Annotated in this window: 25 protein-coding genes; 20 read left to right on the forward strand and 5 right to left on the reverse strand. The window is 43.6% G+C overall.

What is annotated here, in order from left to right; translation table 11 throughout:
- Window positions 1–74: 74 nt before the first annotated feature.
- The 4 genes from CW740_RS02360 to CW740_RS02375 all read left to right on the forward strand — a co-directional run bounded on the left by CW740_RS02360 (window position 75) and on the right by CW740_RS02375 (window position 3,249).
- A complete protein-coding gene (locus CW740_RS02360) occupies window positions 75–260 on the forward strand; it encodes a DUF2065 domain-containing protein (RefSeq protein ID WP_106647995.1) in 186 nt (61 codons plus the stop codon).
- A gap of 210 nt (window positions 261–470) precedes the next feature.
- Complete coding sequence (locus CW740_RS02365) at window positions 471–1,772, forward strand: adenylosuccinate synthase (protein ID WP_106646020.1); 1,302 nt, start codon at window positions 471–473, stop codon at window positions 1,770–1,772.
- A 77-nt stretch (window positions 1,773–1,849) separates the two neighbouring features.
- Entirely contained in the window at window positions 1,850–3,028 is a 1,179-nt protein-coding gene (locus CW740_RS02370) for a DUF418 domain-containing protein (protein ID WP_106646021.1), read from the forward strand.
- Window positions 3,028–3,249 carry a DUF1653 domain-containing protein gene (locus CW740_RS02375; RefSeq protein WP_106646022.1) on the forward strand — a complete coding sequence of 74 codons (222 nt, stop codon included), beginning with the start codon at window positions 3,028–3,030 and terminating at the stop codon, window positions 3,247–3,249. Before CW740_RS02370 ends, CW740_RS02375 begins: the two co-directional genes overlap by 1 nt.
- A gap of 9 nt (window positions 3,250–3,258) precedes the next feature.
- Here CW740_RS02375 and CW740_RS02380 read toward each other — a convergent pair whose 3' ends face one another.
- The 4 genes from CW740_RS02380 to CW740_RS02395 form a co-directional block, all read right to left on the reverse strand.
- Window positions 3,259–4,062 carry a DODA-type extradiol aromatic ring-opening family dioxygenase gene (locus CW740_RS02380; RefSeq protein ID WP_106646023.1) on the reverse strand — a complete coding sequence of 268 codons (804 nt, stop codon included), beginning with the start codon at window positions 4,060–4,062 and terminating at the stop codon, window positions 3,259–3,261.
- A gap of 90 nt (window positions 4,063–4,152) precedes the next feature.
- Window positions 4,153–4,821: an alpha/beta fold hydrolase gene (locus CW740_RS02385; RefSeq protein ID WP_106646024.1), complete on the reverse strand. Its 669-nt coding sequence runs from the start codon at window positions 4,819–4,821 to the stop codon at window positions 4,153–4,155.
- Between the two features lie 72 nt (window positions 4,822–4,893).
- On the reverse strand, window positions 4,894–5,463 hold the full coding sequence (gene efpL, locus CW740_RS02390; protein WP_106646025.1) for an elongation factor P-like protein EfpL: 570 nt from the start codon (window positions 5,461–5,463) through the stop codon (window positions 4,894–4,896).
- 151 nt (window positions 5,464–5,614) lie between these two features.
- Window positions 5,615–7,105 (reverse strand): S10 family peptidase, encoded by a 1,491-nt coding sequence (locus CW740_RS02395; RefSeq protein ID WP_106646026.1) that lies wholly within the window; start codon window positions 7,103–7,105, stop codon window positions 5,615–5,617.
- 214 nt (window positions 7,106–7,319) lie between these two features.
- Between CW740_RS02395 and CW740_RS02400 the strand changes: the two genes are divergently transcribed.
- The 15 genes from CW740_RS02400 (at window position 7,320) to CW740_RS02470 (ending at window position 21,657) form a co-directional block, all read left to right on the forward strand.
- On the forward strand, window positions 7,320–7,841 hold the full coding sequence (locus CW740_RS02400) for a hypothetical protein (protein WP_106646027.1): 522 nt from the start codon (window positions 7,320–7,322) through the stop codon (window positions 7,839–7,841).
- 463 nt (window positions 7,842–8,304) lie between these two features.
- On the forward strand, window positions 8,305–9,735 hold the full coding sequence (gene ccoN / locus CW740_RS02405) for a cytochrome-c oxidase, cbb3-type subunit I (protein ID WP_106646028.1): 1,431 nt from the start codon (window positions 8,305–8,307) through the stop codon (window positions 9,733–9,735).
- Between the two features lie 12 nt (window positions 9,736–9,747).
- Entirely contained in the window at window positions 9,748–10,371 is a 624-nt protein-coding gene (gene ccoO, locus CW740_RS02410) for a cytochrome-c oxidase, cbb3-type subunit II (RefSeq protein ID WP_106646029.1), read from the forward strand.
- The gene (locus CW740_RS02415; RefSeq protein WP_106646030.1) at window positions 10,371–10,556 is read left to right on the forward strand and encodes a cbb3-type cytochrome oxidase subunit 3; all 186 of its coding nucleotides are present in this window, start codon (window positions 10,371–10,373) and stop codon (window positions 10,554–10,556) included. The genes ccoO and CW740_RS02415 overlap by 1 nt, the downstream gene beginning before the upstream one ends.
- Window positions 10,549–11,460, forward strand: coding sequence for a cytochrome-c oxidase, cbb3-type subunit III (ccoP, locus tag CW740_RS02420; RefSeq protein ID WP_106646031.1), 912 nt, complete (start codon window positions 10,549–10,551; stop codon window positions 11,458–11,460). Before CW740_RS02415 ends, ccoP begins: the two co-directional genes overlap by 8 nt.
- A 42-nt stretch (window positions 11,461–11,502) precedes the next feature.
- Window positions 11,503–12,912, forward strand: coding sequence for a cytochrome c oxidase accessory protein CcoG (ccoG, locus tag CW740_RS02425; RefSeq protein WP_106646032.1), 1,410 nt, complete (start codon window positions 11,503–11,505; stop codon window positions 12,910–12,912).
- Window positions 12,913–12,927: 15 nt separating this feature from the next.
- The gene (locus CW740_RS02430) at window positions 12,928–13,440 is read left to right on the forward strand and encodes a FixH family protein (protein ID WP_106646033.1); all 513 of its coding nucleotides are present in this window, start codon (window positions 12,928–12,930) and stop codon (window positions 13,438–13,440) included.
- 1 nt (window position 13,441) lies between these two features.
- Window positions 13,442–15,886: a heavy metal translocating P-type ATPase gene (locus CW740_RS02435; protein WP_106646034.1), complete on the forward strand. Its 2,445-nt coding sequence runs from the start codon at window positions 13,442–13,444 to the stop codon at window positions 15,884–15,886.
- Window positions 15,887–15,888: 2 nt separating this feature from the next.
- Complete coding sequence (gene ccoS, locus CW740_RS02440; protein WP_106646035.1) at window positions 15,889–16,140, forward strand: cbb3-type cytochrome oxidase assembly protein CcoS; 252 nt, start codon at window positions 15,889–15,891, stop codon at window positions 16,138–16,140.
- On the forward strand, window positions 16,137–16,868 hold the full coding sequence (locus tag CW740_RS02445) for a sulfite exporter TauE/SafE family protein (protein WP_106646036.1): 732 nt from the start codon (window positions 16,137–16,139) through the stop codon (window positions 16,866–16,868). Before ccoS ends, CW740_RS02445 begins: the two co-directional genes overlap by 4 nt.
- 274 nt (window positions 16,869–17,142) lie before the next feature.
- Complete coding sequence (hemN, locus tag CW740_RS02450) at window positions 17,143–18,519, forward strand: oxygen-independent coproporphyrinogen III oxidase (RefSeq protein ID WP_106646037.1); 1,377 nt, start codon at window positions 17,143–17,145, stop codon at window positions 18,517–18,519.
- Between the two features lie 72 nt (window positions 18,520–18,591).
- Window positions 18,592–19,305: a fumarate/nitrate reduction transcriptional regulator Fnr gene (gene fnr / locus CW740_RS02455; protein WP_106646038.1), complete on the forward strand. Its 714-nt coding sequence runs from the start codon at window positions 18,592–18,594 to the stop codon at window positions 19,303–19,305.
- A gap of 45 nt (window positions 19,306–19,350) precedes the next feature.
- Window positions 19,351–19,947 (forward strand): Yip1 family protein, encoded by a 597-nt coding sequence (locus CW740_RS02460; RefSeq protein WP_106646039.1) that lies wholly within the window; start codon window positions 19,351–19,353, stop codon window positions 19,945–19,947.
- Between the two features lie 261 nt (window positions 19,948–20,208).
- Window positions 20,209–20,970, forward strand: coding sequence for a class I SAM-dependent methyltransferase (locus CW740_RS02465; protein ID WP_106646040.1), 762 nt, complete (start codon window positions 20,209–20,211; stop codon window positions 20,968–20,970).
- Between the two features lie 222 nt (window positions 20,971–21,192).
- Window positions 21,193–21,657 carry a hypothetical protein gene (locus CW740_RS02470; RefSeq protein WP_106646041.1) on the forward strand — a complete coding sequence of 155 codons (465 nt, stop codon included), beginning with the start codon at window positions 21,193–21,195 and terminating at the stop codon, window positions 21,655–21,657.
- 70 nt (window positions 21,658–21,727) lie between these two features.
- Here the strand turns inward: CW740_RS02470 and hldE are convergent, their stop codons facing one another.
- Entirely contained in the window at window positions 21,728–23,146 is a 1,419-nt protein-coding gene (hldE, locus tag CW740_RS02475; protein ID WP_188459734.1) for a bifunctional D-glycero-beta-D-manno-heptose-7-phosphate kinase/D-glycero-beta-D-manno-heptose 1-phosphate adenylyltransferase HldE, read from the reverse strand.
- A gap of 150 nt (window positions 23,147–23,296) precedes the next feature.
- Between hldE and CW740_RS02480 the strand changes: the two genes are divergently transcribed.
- On the forward strand, window positions 23,297–23,587 hold the full coding sequence (locus CW740_RS02480; protein ID WP_106646043.1) for a hypothetical protein: 291 nt from the start codon (window positions 23,297–23,299) through the stop codon (window positions 23,585–23,587).
- Window positions 23,588–23,676 lie beyond the last annotated feature (89 nt).

Below are 23,676 nucleotides of genomic sequence, written 5' to 3' on the forward strand. Positions count from 1 at the left end.
ATCAAGGCAAGGGCCAGCTTAGCTGGCCTTTTTTAATGGTTTGAAGGTTGACGGTGGATAAAGCGGGTGAGCTTATGTCACAGGAATTTATGATAGCGTTAGGTCTGTTACTGGTATTTGAAGGCTTCATGCCTGCGGTCATGCCCAAGGCGTGGAAACGCATGATGTGGGAAGTGATGAAGCGACCCGATACCAGCGTTCGAATAGGTGGTTTTTTGACGATGCTCGCCGGCCTGGTCTGGGTTCTGTGGGTTCTATAGGTTCAGGCTTGATATCCGTAAGCTAGAATCTATGGGGATTTTATGGCTAACCCATTGATATTCAAAGCGACAGTTCCTGTTTTCATCGTAGAGTTCGATTTTTTCAAAAAAAGGGGGATTTTCGCGTTTTTTGACGGTAAAATGCGCGGTTTCCTGTCCTTTTTCGTGGCAATAAACCCATCAATCTACTAAGTAGAGAAAGAGTTAAAAATGGCACAAAGCGTTGTGGTTCTAGGCACCCAATGGGGTGACGAAGGTAAAGGTAAAATCGTTGACTTGTTAACTGAACAGGCGAGCGCCGTAGTGCGCTACCAGGGCGGTCATAATGCAGGTCATACATTGGTCATCAAAGGCGAGAAGACCGTTCTTCATTTGATTCCATCAGGAATTTTGAATGACGGTGTTATGTGTTACATCGGTAACGGTGTGGTGCTTGCCCCTGATGCCTTACGCAAGGAAATGGATATGTTGCTTGAGCGAAACGTGCCTGTCACGGAGCGTTTGCGAGTCAGCCCTGCCTGTCCTTTAATTCTTCCTTATCATGTCGCGCTTGATAACGCTCGTGAAGCATCGCGTACTGAGCAAAAGAAAATCGGTACTACTGGTCGTGGTATAGGTCCGGCCTATGAAGACAAGGTTTCACGTCGTGGTTTACGGGTTGAGGATCTGTTTGATGATGCTCGTCTGGAAGAGAAGTTGCGTGATGTGATGAAACTGCACAACTTTGTCCTGACTGAATACTACAAAGCTGAGCCAATTGACTTTGATGAGACTTTTGCTCTTTGCAAAGAATATGCAAAGTGGCTGAAACCTATGGTTTCAGACGTTCCTGCCATTCTTGCTGATATGCGTCGTGAAGGTAAAAAACTGATGTTTGAAGGTGCGCAAGGCACCTTGCTTGATATCGACCACGGTACCTATCCTTTTGTGACATCTTCAAATACTACAGCTGGTGGTGTGGCTACTGGCTCTGGTGTCGGTCCACGTCACATTGATTATGTATTGGGTATTACCAAAGCATACACCACACGTGTAGGCGGTGGCCCATTCCCAACTGAGCTATTTGATGATACTGGCAAGCACCTGGCAAAAGTCGGTAACGAGTTTGGTGCAACCACAGGTCGCCCACGTCGTTGTGGCTGGTTGGATGCAGTAGCATTGAAGCGCGCTGTGGATATTAACAGCGTATCTGGTCTTTGCATGACCAAGCTGGATGTTCTTGATGGTCTTGAGACGGTAAAAATTGCAGTTCAATATGACTGCCCAGTGAATGGTGAAATGCACAACACACCGAGCTGTGCAGAAGACTATGAGCGCTTAAAGCCGGTTTACATCGAGTTGCCGGGTTGGAAAGAATCAACTTTCGGTGCTAAATCAATTGCTGAGCTACCTAAAAATGCGGTCGACTTCATCGCTAAAGTTGAAGAGTTGGTTGGCGTTCCTGTCGACATCATTTCAACTGGTCCTGATCGTGTTGAAACCATAATTAAGCGCCATCCATTTGAAGCTTAAATAAGAAAATACAGAAGCGACCTGCGGGTCGCTTTTTTTATGGCTACTTGTTTTGTAAATAAATTATAAGAAAGGGAATGACTATGTTTGCCTCCAGCAATGATCGGATCAGTAGTATTGACTTAATGCGTGGTGTGGTCATCTTGATGATACTGGTAATCAATATTAATTACTTCTCCACTCCGAGCTTGCTTAGATATAACCCACTGGCATTCGGTGATTTTACAGCAGCCGATAAATGGATCTGGTTGTTTGAATACGCATTAGTTAAGCAGCGCTTTATGGCGTTGTTATCAATATTGTATGGAGCCGGCATAGTTCTATTCGCCAATAAATATACCAAGCAAGGCATCACTCCTATTAAACCTTTCTTTATGCGTTCTGTATTGTTGCTGGTATTTGGCTTGTTACATGCTTATTTGATTTGGGACGGAGATATTTTGGTGGCCTATGCTTTATGCGGGATGTTAGTTTTCTGGCTGCGAAATCTTAAACCTGTTTTACTCATTACTGTAGGCTTCCTTCTCGCACTGGGATCTGTTGCACCCTATATTTATGATTCAATATTGGCTATTTTCGATCCCCCACCAACTAGCCCTTATTGGTCTGCGGATACTGAAACACAAACTAAAATGTTAAATGCATACAAGGGAAACTGGTGGCAACTTACAGCAGACCGTATTGAAGTCGCTATAGAGCGTCAGACCTGGGATTTCCTATATTTCACATTATGGCGTACCTCAGGATTGATGATGGTTGGAATGGGGTTGGTAAAAGTGGGCTTTTTTAGTGGGCAGCGCAACCATAAAGCCATTATGTGGGCTTGTTTGTTAGTAGGACTTCCTTTATCGCTTATAACTGCCTGGCTTTACACCGAAACAGGTTTCTCCTACCAGTTTTTTAACAGTTATTTATCCATTAGTTTCTATATCGGTGCCCTTGTTCTGGCTATGGCGTATGTGTGTTTATTCATAGTCTGGGCACAGTCTAGTTTTGCGCAAGGACTGCAAAGCTTAATGTCCAAAGTAGGGCGGATGGCTTTTACTCTTTATATAATGCAAAGTGTTATTTGCGGATTTATTTTCTACGGTTATGGACTTGATATGTATGGAAAAGTTTCGCGCAGTGAGTTGGTCTTGCTTACGCTGGCCATTTGGGCGATACAAATCATGTTTGTGAAAATGTGGTTTCAATATTTCGAGCAGGGTCCATTAGAAACCGTATGGCGAAAAGGGTATAGCTGGGGGAATGCATAATGAGCGAGAAAATTGTTAAGGGCAAATATAAGCATTACAAAGGTAAGTTTTACGAAGTGCTGGACGTGGCAAGACACTCAGAAACTTTGGAATATTTTGTCGTCTATAAAACACTTTATGGCGATTTCGATACCTGGATTCGACCTCTGGAAATGTTTATTGAGTCCATTGAAGTTGATGGTGAGCAAGTAAAACGCTTTGAGCTAGTTGAAGAAAGTTAATACGCTTAACTAACTCCAGATAAAGCAACTGGCTCTTTTGCCCATGACATCAAAGCTTAACCGTTTATCGGCAGCTCTTTGTGCAAGTCCATAACAGATGTGCAACGGTATCAGATGTTCTTCGCGCGGATGGCAATAGAGCGCGCCCGGTGCGTTCTGCCACTCCATTAATCTCTCTGCACGATCAAACTCATGTAATGATGCGCTCATACAGGTTTCTGTAAGCCAGTCATCGAAAGCTTCGTTGAGTTGTCGAGATTGTTGATCTCTGGCACCAAAAAATGCCTTCAGGTTGTGAAAAGAGAATCCAGAGCCAAGTATCAGTATATTTTCGGATAGTAGGCTTCTGAGAGCTCGGCCTAACTGGATATGTTTCTCTGGATCGAGCCCGTTCAATAATGAAATCTGAATGACCGGAATATCCGCCTCAGGATACATAATCTTTAAGGGGACAAAGACACCGTGATCGAGCCCGCGAGTAGCCTCCATTTCAGTGGAGATATTCTTGTGAGACAGCAGGGTCTGAATTTTATCTGCTAGAGGAGGATTTCCGGAAACTGGATACTGAATATGATAAGACTCTTCTGGAAAACCATAATAATCATAATAAAGTGAAGGACGCGGATTAGAAATAATGCTCACTTCAGACTCTTCCCAATGAGCACTGAATACGACGACAGCTTCAGGCTTACGTACTTCTTTGGCAAATGATTGAAGATTATCAACCATCTCCTGATGGGCTGGGTCGCCAAGTAAAGGAAGCGGACCGCCCCCGTGAGAAATATATGCAATCGTTGCTTTTTGCGCAGCCATATTCAATCCATTAATTAAGTTACCCTAATGGTAGCTGACAATCACTGGAAGAGACTATAACCCAATGCACATAGTCACTGTGCGCTATTGTTATAATTGGATATGTTTATGAATTAACTGAGACATAGCTTCCGGTTGTGTTTGCAAAAGCATATGTGTTGCTTCGACAACTTCGACCTGTAAGTTACTGCACAACTCCTCAAAAGCTTTGAGGTTATAGGCGCTTACAAGGTTATCCATAGTCGCTTGAACGTAAACACATGGCACATCAATAACCTGACTTGGTTTTTGAACAGTAGCGATGGCTTTAAAACGTTTTTTAATGTTGGAAAAGTTAATGTTCTGTATGGCTTTGTTTAGTAATTGTTTAAGCTCAGGTGATGACCATCGATTAAACAGAATATGAGCCAGCACTTTATTTGGAATTATGTTCAGAAGTCGTACTGGAAGAAAACGACCAATCTTACCAATCAAGCTTGGTGGCTGTAGAAAGCAACCAAAGAAGAAGATTTGTTTAATCCGAATTTTGTTGCGCCTCGCCAGTTCATAAGCCAGTAAGCCCGAATAAGACTCCACGATCAGAATCACTTCTTCATCACTCACCGCATCCTCAATAATCGAAACCTGGTTCAAAATACTCTGATCAGAATCATCCGTTAATGGCATGACTTCAACGGGTAGGTCAGGCTTAAATGTATTCAAGAAGGGAGCAAACAAGATCCCCGAACCATCAACACCGGGCAGTAGAATAATTTTCATAGAGAAGGTTGTTGTCGGATGATAAAGCCATCCTACAACAGGCTGGGATATTTGATAAATGAAAGCGCGGAATTAATCCGCGCGGCTCATGAACTTCTTTTCTTCAACGTTGATTTTAACTTTCTCGCCGTTGGCGATGTACTCTGGAACCTGAATAGTCAAACCTGTTGCGAAGGTTGCGGGTTTAGTTCGGGCAGTTGCCGAAGCCCCTTTAATTGAAGGGTCGGTTTGCTCAATGACCATTTCTACAGATTGTGGTAACTCAAGGCCAATCACTTTGTCATTAACCAGCACGACACGTAAATCTTCGATGTATTCTGTAATGAACAGTAACTCGTCTTCGATGTCTTCTTTATTGAAGGTGTATTGGCTGTAATCTTCACTGTCCATGAAAATAACGCTGTCACCTTCGGTATAGGAGAAAGTCGCTGGACGCTTGGTCAAGTCAACGGTAGTGATTTGGTCATCACCTTTGAATCGTTCTTCAACTTTCAGGCCAGTTTGAACATCGGTGAAACGCATCTTGTACAGGGTAGCAGCACCACGTGCGCTAGGGCTACTGACTTCAATATTCTTAACAACCAACAACTTGCCGTTGTATTCAACCGCCATGTTGCGCTTGATATCACTTGCTTTTGCCATGATGAACTCTCAATTTATAGAGGTTAAAAATTGGGCATATTGTATGAGGATGTCAGGATATTGGGAATAGGGGAATGGAAATAAATGAGCGGATGGTAAGTTAAGAAAGTGGTATGGGCGACCCAGTGTGGTCGCCCAATTACTCTATGTTTTATAGCGATTTCTTAAAGAACTCGGTTAAATCTTTTTTCAATTTAATCAGATCATGCTCACGGATATACATCATATGACCTGACTCATAGTAGTACATGTGCACATTGTCTTTGAGCTGCTTGGGCAGTCCCATATGAGAAAATGTATATTCAGTAGCGAAGAAAGGTGTCGCAAAATCGTAATAGCCATTACCCACATAAACCTGCATGTCTGGGTTACGCAGCATGGCCGCAGTTAGCTTGTCACTGATGTCACGGTTCTGACGATAAAAGTCTTCATAGTTCCAGCTTTTTACACCGCCGCCCAAAATATAATAAGGAAGGTCTGACTTATAATTGAGCTCAGTTGAAAGGTAGGTCATCAGATTTTCGGTGTAGGTACCATGGATAGCCATGTAGCTTGGGTCGCGATAGCCTGGCTTGTTTAAGGCATCAAGTTCTGGAGTGGTGAAACGACTATCCAGACGACCAATGGTTTCGCCCTCTTTGCGCTTAATATTATGCACAAAATCATCTAACGAAATTCTTAAATCATTCTCCATAACCAGATCAACAGAAAGGCCAGTAAAGTCGGCAACTCTTTCAGCAATAGCACGCTTCTTGCGGGGTTCCAGGTTATCACCCTGCAGCAAAGCCAACGCATATTCATTCAGCGCAAATTCTTTGGCTTGTTCAATGGCATTTTTTAAATCGGCATCCAAAGGCGCTTTCAGTTTTTTGTGGTACCAGGCAGCTGCGGTGTAGCTTGGCAGCATGGTTATAGGCGGTAGCAAATCCATCTGGTCGTTAAAGTCGTCCAGCTGGAAATTAAGCACGCTGGATACCAGCATGATGCCATTGAAATACACACCATGGTTTTGACCCATGTGATAAGCAATACCGGCTGAACGAGTAGTACCGTAGCTTTCGCCAATCAGGAACTTAGGCGAACTCCAACGTTCATTACGAGTCATATACAGGCGAATAAATTCAGATACCGTGCGAATATCTTCCCAGACACCGTGGAAGTCTTTATCGGTACCTTTATCGTGCGAGCGGCTATAGCCAGTGCCCACAGGGTCGATAAACACGATATCGGTTAAGTCCAGCAATGAGTATTCATTGTCCACCATCTCAAACGGCGGCTTTAATGGGAACCCTTCTTTATCCATCACCACACGCTTCGGGCCAAGTGTGCCCATATGCAACCAGACAGATGCTGAGCCCGGGCCACCATTGTAGGCAAAAGTGATCGGACGGTTTTTGGCTTTTGCGCCTTTTTGAGTGTAGGCGGTGAAGAAAATCGAACCTATGACTTCGTTGTTTTCGTTATAAACAAATGAGTTACCCGTTTCAGCCTTATAGTTGATAGTCTTGCCGCCAACTTTTGTTGAATGCTCTGTAATAACGGTTTTCTCTTCAGGATAAGGATTCGGTGCTTCTGACTTCTCTTCAGCGGCAAATGCGCTAAAAGATAAGCTCATACTCAATAACAGGACTGCAATTTTCATCAAAATTCCCCAAATAACAACACATGAAAAAAACTTAACTTAACAGCCTAGCAATATTGGGCAATTGAGCAAGCGGGGATTTGTAAGAAATGTTATCGGCAGTGAGTCATATAAAGTAGGTTATAAAGATCTCAACCTTTCAATTGAACAGTTGAAACCCTATACTCATGAAAAATTGATAAATTAAAACTCAACAACATAAAAGGGATAAAACATGAAACCAATTCATTATCTGGGGTTAGTGGTACGACTTTTTGCTATTTGTCTGTTTATTTACGGGGTAATCGGAATTATTGAATTCCTTACGCTTAGATTGAATGATATGACATCCTTTAAGCCAGGCTTTATATCAATGATTATAATGTTAATACCTATAATCACTTCAGTTTTTCTTTGGTTTTTCCCTTTAACGGTTGCCTATAAGTTGCTAGGTAAGGAAGAACGAGAGTTTGAGCCGGTCAATCCTAAAAGTTTGTTAACAATCTTTGTAGCATCAATTGGTTTGTTCTTTTTGTACAAATCTTTAATGGATGGTGCGTTTTGGCTCGCTTTTTACGCAATGTCCTCTAGCGGATCATCTGAAATAATGACGCCGTCACAAGTATCTACATTATTAGCAATGGATGTTAGCGATCAGGCCGCAATAATATCAACGTTAGTTGAGTTAATTGTTGCATTATTGTTGGTTGTTAAATGCCGCACCATAGCTGGTTTTATGGCTCGCATCGCTCGTTAATCAATTTCTTATTCTTTAAATCCATCCCGCTATCTTCTATAAAATTATCTCAATAAAATGGCGGGATGATTATCATTTTCATTACCTTTAATTATTTCTAGAATAATTAATCTTTTCTGGGCTAATACCTTAAAAATCCTCGTGCGAATAGTGGCCTGTAAAAATGCCAATCCAATACTTCTTATATTAAAATCTTATGTTATCCTGAGTCCTGTTGGTGATAACTCGACTGCACTTAGGGATATGTCTTTATGAAAGAGTGACTTAAGGTTCATGTATGGACTCGGCGTAGGCGGCATTTTTGGCGTCATAGTTATTGCCTATCACTTCATATATGAATTAAAACAGGCCTTTATGGATTCGCTTGATCCAGATCAAGTATTCAATATCGGTCCTTCCTTATGATCACACTGCTAAAACACCCTGAATTTATGTAAGTCCTTGGTTTATAAGGAAGGTTATGATGAGTGAGCTAAAAAAAGATAATTATAACTATAAGGTCATAAGGCAGTTTGCCGTTATGTCTGTAGTTTGGGGAATTGTTGGTATGGCGGTTGGGGTTTTAATCGCTGCCCAGCTGATGTTCCCGGCACTGAATTTTGATACTTCATGGCTACATTTTGGCCGTCTTCGTCCACTTCATACTAACGCGGTTATTTTCGCTTTCGGCGGCTGTGTGTTGATGGCTACTTCTCTTCACTGTGTCCAACGTACCAGTTATGCACGACTGATCAGCGATAAGCTGGCGGCTTTTGTATTCTGGGGTTGGCAATTGGTGATTGTATTGGCGGCAATTACCTTGCCAATGGGTCTAACGACGACTAAAGAATACGCTGAGCTTGAGTGGCCAATCGATATCTTGATCGCTATCGTTTGGGTCGCTTACGCAGTGTTGTTCTTTGGCACCATCATGAAGCGTAAGGTGTCGCACATTTATGTAGCGAACTGGTTCTTCGGTGCATTCATCATCACCATTGCGGTGCTGCACATCGTAAACAGCGCAGCGCTTCCGATTGACTGGACTACCTGGAAATCTTACTCGGTTTACTCAGGTGCGATTGATGCGATGGTTCAGTGGTGGTATGGTCATAACGCGGTTGGTTTCTATCTGACTGCGGGTTTCCTAGGCATCATGTATTACTATGTTCCAAAGCAGGCGGGTCGCCCGATATATTCGTATCGCTTATCGATTGTTCACTTCTGGGCATTGATTGCGATTTATATGTGGGCCGGTCCTCACCACTTACACTACAGTTCATTACCTGACTGGGCACAGTCATTGGGTATGGTCTTCTCATTGATTCTTCTTGCGCCATCCTGGGGCGGCATGATCAACGGTATTATGACCCTGTCCGGTGCATGGCATAAGCTTCGCACCGACCCAATTATCAAGTTCCTGATCGTATCATTATCCTTCTACGGCATGTCGACGTTTGAAGGCCCAATGATGTCCATCAAGACGGTGAATGCTTTATCGCATAACACTGATTGGACAGTGGGTCACGTACACGCAGGCGCTTTGGGCTGGGTTGCCATGGTTTCGATTGGTGCACTTTACGCCATGATTCCTTCTATCTTCGGTAAAGAAAAGATGCATAGCATCAGCTTGATTAACATGCACTTCTGGTTATCGACAATCGGTGTGGTGCTTTATATCGCAGCGATGTGGATTGCGGGTGTCACTCAAGGTCTTATGTGGCGTGCTACAAACTCTGACGGTACTTTGACTTACTCTTTCGTGCAGAGCTTAGAAGCCACTTATCCTTACTATGGTATTCGTTTACTTGGCGGCATCATCTTCCTGGCCGGTATGTTTGTTATGGCATACAACGTGATGAAGACGATTTCCGGCGCGAAAAATGCGGATACCCGTATCCCACAACCAGCGCACTAGGAGGGCACACAAATGAATCATGAAAAAGTCGAAAAGAATGTTGGTTTGATGGGTATTCTGATTGTGGTCGCCATCAGTTTTGGTGGTCTTGCTGAAATCGTGCCCTTATTTTTCCTAAAAGATACCACGCAACCTATTTCCACCTTGCGTCCTTATACCGCGCTTGAGTTGGAAGGTCGTGATATTTATATCCGTGAAGGTTGCCACGTTTGCCACACTCAGATGGTACGTCCATTCCGCGCCGAAACAGAGCGCTATGGTCACTATTCTGTAGCAGGCGAAGACGTTTATGAATTCCCATTCCTATGGGGTTCAAAGCGTACTGGGCCTGACCTGGCTCGCGTCGGCGGTCGTTATTCGGATGAGTGGCATTATGTGCACCTGATGAATCCTCGTGATCCGGTACCTGAGTCGAATATGCCTTCTTTCCCATGGCTAGATGAAAACATTCTGGATGGTGAAAAAACTGCTGCCAAAATGGAGACCATGCGTAAGTTAGGTGTTCCTTATACCGATGAAGAGATTGCAGCTGCCAAAGAGCAGGTTGCAGGCAAAAAAGAAATCACTGCCTTGATTGCCTATTTGCAGTCCCTTGGCCATGAGCATGGCACAGTACAAAATTCAGGAGGTGAATAATGGATATCAATATTTTCCGCGGTGTTATGACCCTGATAATTATGTTGCTCTTTATCGGCCTCTGTATTTGGGTGTATTCAAAAAAACGTAAGCCAATGTATGACCAGGCAGCGCGTATGGCTCTCGATGAAGGTGATAAGGAGTCAACAGCCAACAATCATAAAGAGGTGATGAGTCATGAGTAATGCATTAAGCTTTTATATTATTCTGATCGTTGCCATCAATATTCTTGGTTGCGTGGCGTTGCTCTATTTTACTCGCAAAAAGAAGCAAAGTGGTGAGCAGGGCAAAACAACAGGCCATGTCTATGACGGTATTGAAGAGTATGACAACCCAATGCCTCGCTGGTGGTTGTGGATGTTTTACATCACGATTGTGTTTGCGATTGTGTACCTGATTTTGTATCCGGGCCTTGGCAAGTTTAAAGGCGTTCTAGGTTGGTCGCAGATCAGCCAGTACGAAGAAGAAGTCGCCGAAGCAGATGCTAAATATATGCCACTTTTTGAAAAGTACGCGGCCATGTCTGTAAAAGATTTGCAGAACGAACCAGAAGCATTGCAGATGGGGCAGTCGATTTTTGCCAACACCTGTTTCGGTTGTCATGGTGCAGATGGGCGTGGCGGTATTGGCTTTCCAAATCTGACTGACGATGACTGGTTATACGGTGGCACACCTGATGACATCATGTATTCAATTATGGAAGGTCGTAAAGGTGCAATGCCTGCCTGGGGTTCTGCTTTAGGTGAAGAGGGTGTTTCACAGGTGGTGCATTACATACTAAGCCAAAATGAAGTGGAGCGTACCTTCAAACCTAATCTTGTTGATGAAGGTAAAGTGAAATACGAAGCTATGTGTGCTGCATGTCATGGTAAAGACTTAAGTGGTAATACAGCCATGGGTGCACCAAACCTGAAAGACACAACCTGGTTGCATGGTGGTTCAATCAGCATGATTAAAGATGTGATTGAAAATGGTATTCAGGCCAATATGCCAGCCCACGACAAAATCTTAGGCAAAGAAAAGGCACATCTGGTTACCGCTTATGTGTATAGCTTATCTCACTCAGATGATAAGCAAAGCCAAGAGTAACAGTCTGTAATATTGGTCTAAACATTAATACAGGTTTGAGCAATGAGTGAACAAAACGATACTTACGTAGTAGGCGACGAACAGGACCTCTACGTAAAGCGGAAAAAAGTTTTTTCGAAGAAAGTATCAGGACGGTTTAACAACCTCCGAGTCTTGTCCGTTTGGTTATTGCTTGGCCTGTATTATGGATTACCTTGGATTAGCTGGAACGGTCAACAGGCCGTTCTATTTGATCTGCCCGCACGAAAATTTCATTTATTTGGTCTGACTTTTTTTCCACAAGATTTTATATTCCTGACGTTACTGTTAATTATCGCGGCAATGGCATTGTTTTTTTTCACGACCATTGCTGGACGCCTCTGGTGTGGTTACGCATGTCCGCAAACTGTCTGGACTGAAGTCTTTATCTGGATGGAGCGACTAGTTGAGGGAGACCGTAATAAACAATTAAAGTTAGAAAAGCAGCCTTGGAACTTTGAAAAACTTCGTAAGCGACTGGCGAAACACGCGCTGTGGATTATCTTTGCATTGTTTACCGGTTACACCTTCGTCGGTTATTTCACTCCGATTACAGAACTTACCGATAAAATCCTGACCTTAAGTACAGGTCCCTGGGAAACCTTCTGGGTTCTATTTTACAGTTTCGCCACTTGGGGCAATGCTGGTATGTTGCGTGAGCAGGTCTGCATTTATATGTGCCCTTATGCGCGATTCCAGAGTTCCATGTTCGATAAGGATACTCTGATCATCGCCTATGATGAACAGCGTGGTGAGCAGCGTGGCCCGCGTAAAAAAGATATGCCCAAGGAAGAGTATGAGGCAAAAGGGTTGGGTGATTGTATCGACTGTATGCAGTGTGTTCATGTGTGCCCAACCGGTATTGATATTCGTGACGGCTTGCAGTATGAATGTATTGCCTGCGCGGCCTGTATTGATGCTTGCGATGAAGTGATGGATAAGATGGGCTATGAGCCTGGCTTGATTCGCTATACCACTGAAAATCGTGATAATGGTAAAGAAGTGAAGCTGTTACGTGGCAAGACTATTGGTTATGGCTCGATACTGATATTAATCAGCTTAATTTTTGTGTTGTCGGTGTGGCTTCGTACCCCACTGGAACTCGATATTATCAAAGATCGAAATCGCCTATATTTAACGACGGCAGAAGGTTTTATCGAAAATATTTATAACTTGCGAATCGTTAATAAGGATCAGAAGGCACACACTTACGCGATTGATATCACCGGTCATTCGGAGCTGGTCTATCAAGGTCCTGAAACAGTAACGGTGGCAGCTGGTGCTGTGATCACGGTTCCTGTTCGGGTGTCGATTGATCCCTTCAATTTAACGGGCACAACTGAAAAGCTGACCGTTCGCTTGCAAAGCGTGGATGATGAGTCCATTGCTATTAATCAAGGGACCAATTTTATTGGTCCAGTTAGAAGACGCTAATCGCGCGGAATACCCATGAATCAAGTGCAAGATAAAGATACTAAACCCTGGTACAAACAATTTTGGCCCTGGTTTGTGATTGCCATTCCAGCCAGCTCGGTGGTGACTGGAATTTTATTGGTAACGATTGCGGTGAACAATCCTGCCAGCATGGTTAAGGATGATTATTACAAAGAAGGACTGGCCATCAATCAGATTCTGGAAAAGCGCCAGCTTGCTAAGGAAATGGGTATTCGGGCAGATGTTGATTTGAGCGGCACTCGACTTGAAATCATGCTTCAGTCAAAGCAACCGATCGATGACAGTTTATTTCTGGATTTTCGTCATGCCACTTTGGCGGAGAGAGATTTTTCACTGGCCTTAAAAAAGAATGCCAATGGTGTCTATTTTGCGGAACTGATGGCCGATGGTTCAGAAAAAGACACTCAGGGAAAGTGGCACGTAACTCTTCGCCCCTATGGTGATGAATGGGAACTTGAGCAGATATGGACTTTACCAACTAAGCGTGAATTGACCTTAGGTTATTAAGATGGACGCAAAAGTCCGTAGCGAGTGTTTTCACTGTGGTTTGCCTATTCCGGCAAATTATCATCAGACGCTAGAAGTGCTGGGCAAAGAACGTGAGTTTTGTTGCGTGGGCTGCTATTCCGTTGCGGAAACCATCGTTAGCAATGGTCTGACCGATTATTATAAGTTTAGAACCGAACAGGCGATTCGTCCTGATCAGGAGCTCCCTCCCGAATTGGTAGCTTTTGACGAAGAGGATATTCAGGCTGAATATCGGGTAACGCAAAAAGACTCAGTAACAAATGATCAGTCTTCCTCGATTATTCTATTATCAGAACCCATCCGCTGTAGTGCCTGCGCCTGGCTGATTGAACGAACCCTGAGAAAGATACCGGGAGTAACTGGTGTCCAGGTTAATGTGGCCGCGCAGACCATAAACCTTCAATGGCAGCCTGAGGCTATAGAGCTAAGCAAAATTCTGAAGCGCCTACATCAGTTGGGTTATTCAGCGCTTCCCTATAAACCCGAGCAGGCATTGGCTATCAATGTTAAGCAACAAAAAAGTTGGTTGCGACGTTTAGGTTTAGCGGGACTGGGCATGATGCAAGTGATGATGTATGCGGTAGGGTTGTACCTTGGCGCATGGGACGACATCAATCAGCAGCACGGACACTTCTTACGCCTCGTTAGCTTTTTGATCGCTACACCTGTTTTGTTCTATGCAGGATTTCCTTTTTACTTTAGTGCTATTCAATCTTTAAGACAGTTTCGTCTGAATATGGATGTGCCGATAACCTTGGCGCTGTTTCTAGCCTATGGCGCCAGTATCTGGGCTGTGCTCACTCAGAGCGGTGAAGTCTATTTTGATTCGGTCACCATGTTTGTCTTCTTCCTGTTGATAGGACGCTACCTTGAGTTCCGGGCGCGTCAACAGGTCAGTGAAAAAGTCTATAAAGGACAAAATAGCCTGCCAGTTTATGCTGAACGAGTAAGCTGCAATGAATCGCAAGGCAAAATGGTGTCTTTGAAAAAGCTGCAGCAGGGCGATGAAATTTTGATCCGTCCCGGTGCGACAGTACCGATTGATGGTGAACTCATCAGCGAACAGGCTGAAGTCAATGAAGCCATGCTTAACGGTGAGTTTTTACCACGCCAAAAGCATCAGGGTCAGATGGTGATGGCCGGTAGTGTTAATACCCATCAGGCTATCCGTCTTAAAGTCAGCGGCACATCAGATAACAGTTATTGGGCAAAATTATTGAGCATGCAGGAAGCAGCATTGCTTGAAAAGCCACGCATCGGATTATTGGCAGATACCGTCGCTCGTTATTTTGTTTTATTTATTCTGTTATTGGCAGCAACTGTCGCTTGGTATTGGCTGCGTCATGAACCACAGGAAGCCCTTTGGATTACCCTTTCAGTGTTGGTGGTGAGCTGTCCTTGCGCACTTGGCTTAGCAACACCGATAGCCATGACCTGTGGTGCGTTGGCACATAATCAAAGGAACGTATTAATTAAAGGCCAGCATTTTCTCCAAAACACCAGTCATGTCACTGATGTGATTTTTGATAAGACTGGAACTTTGACAGAAGGCGCATTTGTTGTCGATAAGGTAGAGTTATTTTCAGGGCTCGGTAAGCAGGAGGTTCTAGCTATTATCGCAGCACTGGAGTCGCAGTCGGAACATCCAATCGCTCGGGCTTTCTACGAATATCAAAATAATGAAGTAACTGCGTCTGATATTAAGCATCATTCGTTTGCAGGCGTATCAGGCTCTATCAAAGGCGATACTTTCTATTTCGGCAATCGTCAGTTTATCGAATCCTGTGATGGACAGTTTGATGAGGTTGAGTCTCAATCTGAAAATTCGGGTTTGTGGCTTTATGATGGTCAGAAACTTCTTGCTCATGTGCAATTAACCGATAAGGTTCGCGAGCAGGCCAAAGCTATGGTCATGCAATTACAAACAAAAGGCTATCGATTACATATTCTGAGCGGTGATCCCAGCGAGCAAACTGAAAAGTTAGCAAAGCAATTAGGCATTGAGAGTTGGACTAACGGCATGACTCCAGAGCAGAAGTTATCTTATGTCAAATCGTTGCAGTCCAAAGGGGCACGCGTAATGATGGTCGGTGATGGATTAAATGACGCACCGGTGATGTCTGCCGCGGACTCATCGGTAGCAATGGCAAAGGCCTCCGACTTGACGCGTACTACTGCAGATGCTTACTTGTTGTCAGAAAACTTATTGGACATTCCTTTTATCTTGCAAAAAAGTCGACAGACTCAATCGGTTATTAAACAAAATATATCGTGGGCATTGATCTATAACGCAGTGATGATTCCATTTGCTGCTATGGGCTATATACCTCCCTATCTTGCAGCTATTGGTATGTCGTTGAGCTCCATTGTCGTGGTGGTCAACTCATTGAAATTGAAGCGTGAACAGCAGCAGGTCGCAAACTAATCATGGATGCAATTTATTTGTTAATACCACTGACCCTGATTTTCCTGGCAATAGCCGTTGGCATTTTCTTCTGGGCAGTTAACTCTGATCAGTATTCTGATCTGGATAAAGAGGCGAGTAGAATCCTTTTCGAAGAGAAAGATTTCGATGAGAAAGGAGGTGAAAAAAAATACTTTGAAGAGAACGGCCATAAACAAAAAGAATCGGAACACTCTACTAAAGAAGATAATGATCAACCAGGTTCAAAAGCATGATTAGCGAGCAACTATTAACCGCATTGTTTTCAGCTTTTGCCATGGGTTTTCTAGGTTCAACACATTGCATTGGCATGTGCGGTGGCTTAACCGTTGCGCTCAATACCGGTACTGCGAAGGAAAAGTCACTGCGCCTGTCTTTCACTTATCAGATATTCCGAGTACTCAGTTACGGTATTCTTGGAGCTTTAGTTGGTGGCTTTGGTTATCTTTTTAGCAAGTGGACCAACTTTCCAGTATTGATCGTTCTGGGCGGTATCATGTTGATCATGATGGGGTTTTATCTATTAAGTTGGCAAAACCTGCTCGTTTACTTTGAAAAGCTCGGTCGTAGACTGTGGAAAAAAGTGTCACCGGTACAGAGTCGATTCTTACCCATCAAAAGATTTCATCAGGCCGCCGTTGTAGGATTGCTATGGGGGCTATTGCCCTGCGGATTAGTATACAGCGCTCTAGCAATGGCCAGTACGTCAGGAACAGCCATGGGTGGTTTTACCAGCATGGTAGCTTTTGGTTTGGGCACTTTGCCAGCCATGTTCGCAGTTGGTGTGTTTAGCAATAAGCTGGTTAATTTTTTCCGCAACCAAAAGGTGCGTGCTATCTTTGGACTCTTGTTCATACTATGGGGAAGCTTCTTTATTTATCAAGCAGTTATTAAAATATCTAATGGACAAGATGGTCATCAGCATCATCAGATGCAGACAAAAATAAACCATTCTCACCATTAAATATTGGCGCTAAATACGGCTCTGAACCAAAAGCCTGACATTTATCAATCTCATCGGAATAGTGCTGATCAAGTTTGTTGACAAGCAGCCAGTTGAAGCACAAAAAGTAACTCGAAAAAGGTTTATTAATTAGAAAATGTATTGAAAATGAATCTTTATAACCGATTGAATTACAAATAAATTAGCAGACTCGAATCCAGTTGATCTAGATCAATCCGCTTGTTCGTTAAATTACCTATCCTGTATCCATCGTAAAGCAAAACAGGTGCAGGCTATGCCTAAATCTTCAATCTGGAACCGCGAACTCGTTGAAAAATACAACATCGCAGGTCCTCGTTACACTTCCTATCCAACTGCATTGCAATTTAACGATGATTTTGGAGTTGAGGATTTTAAAAAGACATTAAAAACATCCAATGTTGGCAAGCCATTGTCGCTCTATTTGCACATCCCTTTTTGTGAAAATATCTGTTACTACTGTGCCTGTAATAAAGTCATTACCAAGGACAAATCAAAAGCGGATCGCTACCTGGTTGCGTTGGTTAAAGAAGCGGAAATGATTGCGCCTTATGTCAAAGGCCGTAAAGTCACACAGATTCACTGGGGCGGTGGTACGCCAACCTTCCTTTCAAATGAGCAGATTGAAGGTTTAGTCAATAAATTACGCGAGCTGTTTGAGTTTGACGACGATAATGGCGAGTTCTCGATTGAGATTGATCCGCGTAGCGTGGACAACAAAACCATGGCCAGTCTTGCCCATGCTGGTTTTAATCGTTTAAGCATGGGTGTACAGGATTTCAATCCTGAAGTGCAAAAAGCGGTCAATCGCATTCAGCCAGAAGAAGACACCCGTCATCTGTTATTACAGGCGCGCCGTCATGGCTTTGACTCTATCAATATCGATTTGATTTATGGTCTGCCACATCAAACGGTCGATAGTTTTAATGAAACCATTGATAAAATAATTACCATGGCGCCTGATCGTTTGTCGGTATTTAACTACGCACACTTACCGCATCGCTTTAAGCCACAGCGTCGTATTAATGCTTACGACTTACCTTCTCCACAAGAGAAGCTCCGTATCCTTGAGTCTGCAATCAAAAAGCTGACTGAAGCGGGCTATGTTTATATCGGCATGGATCATTTTGCCTTACCGCATGATGAGTTGACTCAAGCTCAGGAACATGGCGATTTGCATCGTAATTTCCAAGGCTACACCACTCACGCAGAATGTGACCTGGTGGGATTGGGTGTTTCATCCATCAGTCAGGTTGGCAATAGTTATAGCCAAAGCATGCGTGGTCTTGATGAGTATTACGAACGAGTAGAAGCAGGTGAGCTTGCAGTATGGCGTGGCTGTTATCTGGAAGACGATGATCTGTTACGTCGTGAAGTGATTATGCAATTGATTTGCCACTTTAAACTGGATTTCAGCGATATCGAAAAAGCTTTTAATATCAACTTTAAAGAATACTTCGCCGATGAGCTGGAATCATTGGTTCGCTTTGAAGAAGACGGCCTGCTTAACCTGACTGACACAGGGATTCAGGTCAACGATGCCGGAAGATTGTTAATTCGTAACATTTGCATGGCTTTTGATGCATATTTCAAGGAAGTTAACATCATTCCGACGTATTCTAAAGCTATCTAGATTCTCCTAAATTCGTTTGAAAAAAGGGCAGAATGTACTAAACTGGGATAAATTTTCAGGTGTGTGAATCTTATGGCGTTGCCATCAATTAAGTGTCAGAGTTGTAGTATCAACCAGTTATGTTTGCCGGTAATGCTGGCCGAGTCCGAAGTCGAGCATTTGGACAGCATTATTCAGCGCAAAAAGCCTCTCAATAAGAATGAGATGCTTTTTCGTTCTGGTGAAGAATTCCAGGCTATTTATGCAGTTCGTTCGGGCTGTATCAAGTCGTATACCATTTCCGAAAGTGGCGAAGAGCAGATCACAGGCTTTCATTTAGCCGGTGAAATCATTGGTCTTGATGCCATCAGTTCTGGCAAGCATCCAAGTATGGCCAAAGCGCTGGAAACCTCAATGGTATGCACCATTCCATATCACAAGCTGGAAATGCTTTCGGGAGAAATTCCTGGTTTGAGACAGCAGCTTGTACGCGTCATGAGTCGTGAAATCCATGATGACCAGGAATTAATGCTGCTGCTCAATAAGAAAAGCGCCGACGAGCGTCTGGCGGCTTTTCTGGTTAACCTATCCAGCCGCTTCGGCAAACGTGGATTATCACGCAACTGTTTTAACCTGGTAATGACGCGTGGCGATATCGCTAATTATTTAGGTCTGGCAGTGGAAACTGTTAGCCGTCTCTTCACAAAGCTTCAACAAAATGGTTTGATCGCGATAAAAGATAAAGAAGTGACGATTACCGATTTCAATCAATTGAACGTTCTAGCCGGGAGTAAGTGTCACCACTAAAGTCTTGAGACTAAAAAGAACCGGAAAGGACAAGGGGGCAGGGCAATGAAAAATCGTTTTAACGTTCTATATAATCCAGCAAAGGCCTGGGAGCAATTAAGAGAAGAAAACTTTTCTGTCAAACAGGCCTATATCCGAATGGTGATCTGGATGGCGTTATTGCCACCAGTCTTCGCATTTATTGGCGCAGTTTACAGCGGTTGGCGAATCGGTTACGAAGAGCCAGTCAAACTGACTTGGCAAAGCGCGCTGACTATTTCAATCGCCGCCTATTTAGCCATTCTGGTCGGTCTTTATATTTTTGCCCGCCTGGTTCATTGGATGGCACAAACTTATGATTCGAATGCAACCGTCAGCGATGCTTTCGTTCTGGTTGCCTATTCCTGCATGCCACTATTCCTGATCAGCATTACCAGTGCCTATCCATTATTATGGCTTAATACCCTGCTGACTCTGGTCGCCGTTGCCTTAGCGTTAAGAATACTCTTCGCAGGAACGCCAATCATGATGAGAATCGATAAAGACCGTGGCATTCTGTTCACCAACTCAATTCTTACCGTAGCCCTGGTACTGATTGTGGCAGTACTTGCTATCAGCGTCATTTTCTGGGCCAACGGCATGGGGCCAGTTTTTACTCGCTAAATATATTAAGAGGGCCATGGCGGCCCTCAATTGCTATCGCAAGCATCAATTCTCAACATCTTGTCATTCCGCACTCCGATGCGGAATCTGCTCTTTGTATAAATAAAGATAAAGCACCTAATCCAACAATCGTCATAACTGACACCGTAAAACCACAAAATAATACCTTTTGAAATTCATCAGCTTCCGCGCTATTCTAAGCCTTGTCGCCTCTGAAACAATGCAAGCGACATATCTAGGGGAACAGGAGTGGGGTATACGATGGAATCTGTATATAAAGGATTTAATTTCTCTTCAAATGCTGAAAATTATCGGCGCTACCGTCCGGACTATCCGGATCAGTTATTTCATTATCTAGCCATGTTGAGTGACAACCATGAAAATGCATGGGATGTGGCAACAGGCAATGGTCAAGCAGCAATTGGACTTGCTCAGAGTTTCAGTAAAGTCTATGCCTCCGATATTAGTACTCGTCAGCTTGAAAACGCTCACCAACGGAAAAACATCAAATATTTCGTCGGCAGAGCCGAGCAATGTAAATTTCCTGATGAAAGCATGGACATCATAACAGTCGCACAGGCACTGCATTGGTTTGATATAGACAAATTCTTTGCTGAAGCTAAGCGAATTCTAAAGCCCGGCGGAATTTTGGCGGTTTGGAATTATCAATTACTGCAAATCAATCACGAAGTAGACGCAGTCATCCGACATTTATACGAAAATGTATTAAAGAACTACTGGCCTAACCAACGGGAAACTTTGGAAAATAATTTTTCAGATTACCAGTTCCCATTTCAAACCATTCCCACACCGGACTTCAAAGTTGAAAAGACCTGGACCTTCGATCAGGTCATCGGTTACCTCAACAGCTGGTCAGCAACACAGAACTATATTCAGCAGGAACAGAAAAACCCTATCAGCCAACTATCGCAAAAACTCATCTTCGCTTGGTGTGATACAAACCACATGAAAAAAGTACAGTGGCCGATAAAACTCATCGTCTGCCGTAAGCCTGAAAATTAATGAAGCCAGTAGGATGTAGCCAAGCACCAGGCTCGATCTTGGTCCACTATCAAGCCATTCCGCACTCAGATGCGGAATCTACATTTTCCATTCATATAAAGTCATTGCAAAACTCAACATTTCACTCTTTAATGACCTTGGAACAACTACAGATAATAAAATTAATAATCTTTTAATCAAATATTGTTATCTAAGCTCGGTATTAACAATTAGTGAAAAGTCATGAAGAAACTATTTTTCTTAGCTATTACATTTTTTTCAATTATACAAAGTAGCAATGCTTGTACAGTGGATTACACTCCTATTGAGGACTTGATTGAAGAAGCTGAACATATTTTTATAGGATATGTTGTTGAAATTAATTATAAAGAATTTGAGAGGCATATTGAAAAATCCTATAAAGATAGTCCATATGAAATGGGTGAAGAGGGGCTCATTTATATCGGTAGCGTAGAGTACGAATATCGCTCATTACCTATCAAAATCTTTAAGCAGACAAGCGAGGTTCCGATGTATGTTTCTGGGGGTTACTGCCAGGGAGCACAAGTTGAAGGTACTGGTAAATACATTATCATGACATATAAATATGAAGACTCAGATGGTTTTGGGAGTAAAGCATGGTCTGCAGATAACCCATATTTCAAGGAGCTTGAAAAAAAGCTTTATGAAAAGTTTGAAACTAAATAGCTAGCGTAGCCTCGAAGGAACAATTGTGACTTCGAGGTTTTTGCTTTAAGGGACCTCTACAAGTAGTAATCTAGCCCCGCGCCTTTTCAATAATCTTCGTAGTTGAAACCCCATCCACAAAATCGAGAATAATTACCTGACCGCCATTGTTCATGACGGCTTCACCGCCGGCAATTTGGTCGGGTTTGTAATCGCCGCCTTTGACTAAAATATCAGGCAGACACTCGCCAATTAATCGTGCGGGTGTGTCTTCGGTGAACTCTACGACCCAGTCTACGCTGGCGAGTCCGGCGAGGACTTCCATACGTTGGTCAACTGGATTAACCGGTCTACCTTCGCCTTTAAGTCTGTGTACTGAATCGTCGCTATTGACGGCTACGATGAGGCGATCACCAAGAGCTGCAGCCTGTTTGAGGTAGGTGACATGGCCTGCGTGCAAAATATCAAAACAGCCATTGGTCATGACAATGGTTTCGCCACTGGCTTTGGATTTCTGTAGCAATTCTAATAACTCTGATTCAGTGACAACCCCTTGTGATAAAGGTTGATGTTGCAACATGACATTGAGCAGTTCCTGACGGGTGGCGGTTGCTGTTCCCAGCTTGGCAACTACGATGCCTGCGGCCAGATTGGCAATCTGAGTGGCGGTTTTAAGATCAAGACCGCTGGCAAGCCCCGTTGCTAATGCTGCAACAACCGTATCGCCTGCGCCAGTCACATCAAAAACTTCGCGAGCCTGGGTTGGTTGCAAGAATGGCTCATGGCTTTCTTCAAACAGCGCCATGCCTTTTTCGCTACGAGTTACCAACAATGCATCCAGCTTGAGGGTTTCTCTTTGTGTTTGACCTTTACTGAGGAATTCTTCCTCATTAGCACTACTACCTGCGATCAAATCAAACTCAGACTGGTTCGGTGTAATGACGGTAGCATTCTGGTATTTAGTGAAATCTGTACCTTTGGGATCAACCACCACTGGTTTACCTGCTTTTCTGGCGGCCTGAATGATCGACTGAGGATCCTGCAAGGTACCTTTGCCGTAGTCCGACAAGACAACTAAGTCATGTTGGCTAATCAGGTCAGCTACCAGTTCAAGGTCTATTCCTGACTGGAGTGAAAAGTCCTTTTCGAAATCGAGACGGATCAGTTGCTGGTGTCGGCTGATGATACGTAGTTTGGTGATGGTGTTCTGATGCGCTCTTTGATCAAAGGCACACTGGATATTATGGCCATCGAGCAATTTGCTGAGACTGTCAGCAGCTTCGTCTTGACCAGTGATGCCGCATAATGTCACCTGACTGCCGAGCGCTGAGATATTGAGCGCTACGTTGCCTGCGCCACCGGCCCTATCCTCAGTTTCCTGTACATTGACCACGGGCACCGGCGCTTCTGGAGAAATACGTGAAGTACCACCATGCCAGTAGCGATCCAGCATAATGTCGCCAATTACTAAAATCTTTGCTTTGGAAAAGTCAGGTAGCGTTACTTTCAAGGGGCAAACCCAGTGATTGCTTGATGTTGCGGTAATAATACCCATTTGTGGGCAGGCATGTAAGAGTTAATCAGAAAATTGTGAAGAGTGTATTTGCGGAGTCTATTGGTTGGGCTATAGTAACTTTATACCCAAAACTGGAGATATGCGATGAAAGTATTGATTCAATGTTCAGTAATATCGTTAGTAAGTTTGACTTTATTAGCTTGCGCTGGAGCGCCCAAAAAAGAAAGTGCGGCTACCTGTAGAGCCGCATTGGATGTGGCTTACAAAGAGCTTAACTTTGCAGAGAGTGAAGGTTTTGCAGGAAGCGTGAACTATACCAAGGCAGCCAGCTTACTTACCGCGGCTAAAACCAACCAGACCTTTGAGTCCTATGATGCCTGTGTCAAAAATGCCAATAAGGCAAGGTACTACATTGCTGAGTCGAAGAAAGGTTAGTTGCAAGAACATAAGTATTAAGGCGACATCAGGTCGCCTTTTTGCTATCTGGAGATATTCAATGGGATTGATTGGCCTTGCTTCGGATA

It is taken from the genome of Kangiella profundi (assembly GCF_002838765.1).
GTDB lineage: Bacteria > Pseudomonadota > Gammaproteobacteria > Enterobacterales > Kangiellaceae > Kangiella > Kangiella profundi.

Coding starts and splice junctions, on each gene's coding strand:
- CW740_RS02360 (WP_106647995.1), top strand. CDS start 75: ATGTCACAGGAATTTATGATAGCGTTAGGTCTGTTACTGGTATTTGAA.
- CW740_RS02365 (WP_106646020.1), top strand. CDS start 471: ATGGCACAAAGCGTTGTGGTTCTAGGCACCCAATGGGGTGACGAAGGT.
- CW740_RS02370 (WP_106646021.1), top strand. CDS start 1,850: ATGACTATGTTTGCCTCCAGCAATGATCGGATCAGTAGTATTGACTTA.
- CW740_RS02375 (WP_106646022.1), top strand. CDS start 3,028: ATGAGCGAGAAAATTGTTAAGGGCAAATATAAGCATTACAAAGGTAAG.
- CW740_RS02380 (WP_106646023.1), bottom strand. CDS start 4,062: ATGGCTGCGCAAAAAGCAACGATTGCATATATTTCTCACGGGGGCGGT.
- CW740_RS02385 (WP_106646024.1), bottom strand. CDS start 4,821: ATGAAAATTATTCTACTGCCCGGTGTTGATGGTTCGGGGATCTTGTTT.
- efpL (WP_106646025.1), bottom strand. CDS start 5,463: ATGGCAAAAGCAAGTGATATCAAGCGCAACATGGCGGTTGAATACAAC.
- CW740_RS02395 (WP_106646026.1), bottom strand. CDS start 7,105: ATGAAAATTGCAGTCCTGTTATTGAGTATGAGCTTATCTTTTAGCGCA.
- CW740_RS02400 (WP_106646027.1), top strand. CDS start 7,320: ATGAAACCAATTCATTATCTGGGGTTAGTGGTACGACTTTTTGCTATT.
- ccoN (WP_106646028.1), top strand. CDS start 8,305: ATGAGTGAGCTAAAAAAAGATAATTATAACTATAAGGTCATAAGGCAG.
- ccoO (WP_106646029.1), top strand. CDS start 9,748: ATGAATCATGAAAAAGTCGAAAAGAATGTTGGTTTGATGGGTATTCTG.
- CW740_RS02415 (WP_106646030.1), top strand. CDS start 10,371: ATGGATATCAATATTTTCCGCGGTGTTATGACCCTGATAATTATGTTG.
- ccoP (WP_106646031.1), top strand. CDS start 10,549: ATGAGTAATGCATTAAGCTTTTATATTATTCTGATCGTTGCCATCAAT.
- ccoG (WP_106646032.1), top strand. CDS start 11,503: ATGAGTGAACAAAACGATACTTACGTAGTAGGCGACGAACAGGACCTC.
- CW740_RS02430 (WP_106646033.1), top strand. CDS start 12,928: ATGAATCAAGTGCAAGATAAAGATACTAAACCCTGGTACAAACAATTT.
- CW740_RS02435 (WP_106646034.1), top strand. CDS start 13,442: ATGGACGCAAAAGTCCGTAGCGAGTGTTTTCACTGTGGTTTGCCTATT.
- ccoS (WP_106646035.1), top strand. CDS start 15,889: ATGGATGCAATTTATTTGTTAATACCACTGACCCTGATTTTCCTGGCA.
- CW740_RS02445 (WP_106646036.1), top strand. CDS start 16,137: ATGATTAGCGAGCAACTATTAACCGCATTGTTTTCAGCTTTTGCCATG.
- hemN (WP_106646037.1), top strand. CDS start 17,143: ATGCCTAAATCTTCAATCTGGAACCGCGAACTCGTTGAAAAATACAAC.
- fnr (WP_106646038.1), top strand. CDS start 18,592: ATGGCGTTGCCATCAATTAAGTGTCAGAGTTGTAGTATCAACCAGTTA.
- CW740_RS02460 (WP_106646039.1), top strand. CDS start 19,351: ATGAAAAATCGTTTTAACGTTCTATATAATCCAGCAAAGGCCTGGGAG.
- CW740_RS02465 (WP_106646040.1), top strand. CDS start 20,209: ATGGAATCTGTATATAAAGGATTTAATTTCTCTTCAAATGCTGAAAAT.
- CW740_RS02470 (WP_106646041.1), top strand. CDS start 21,193: ATGAAGAAACTATTTTTCTTAGCTATTACATTTTTTTCAATTATACAA.
- CW740_RS02480 (WP_106646043.1), top strand. CDS start 23,297: ATGAAAGTATTGATTCAATGTTCAGTAATATCGTTAGTAAGTTTGACT.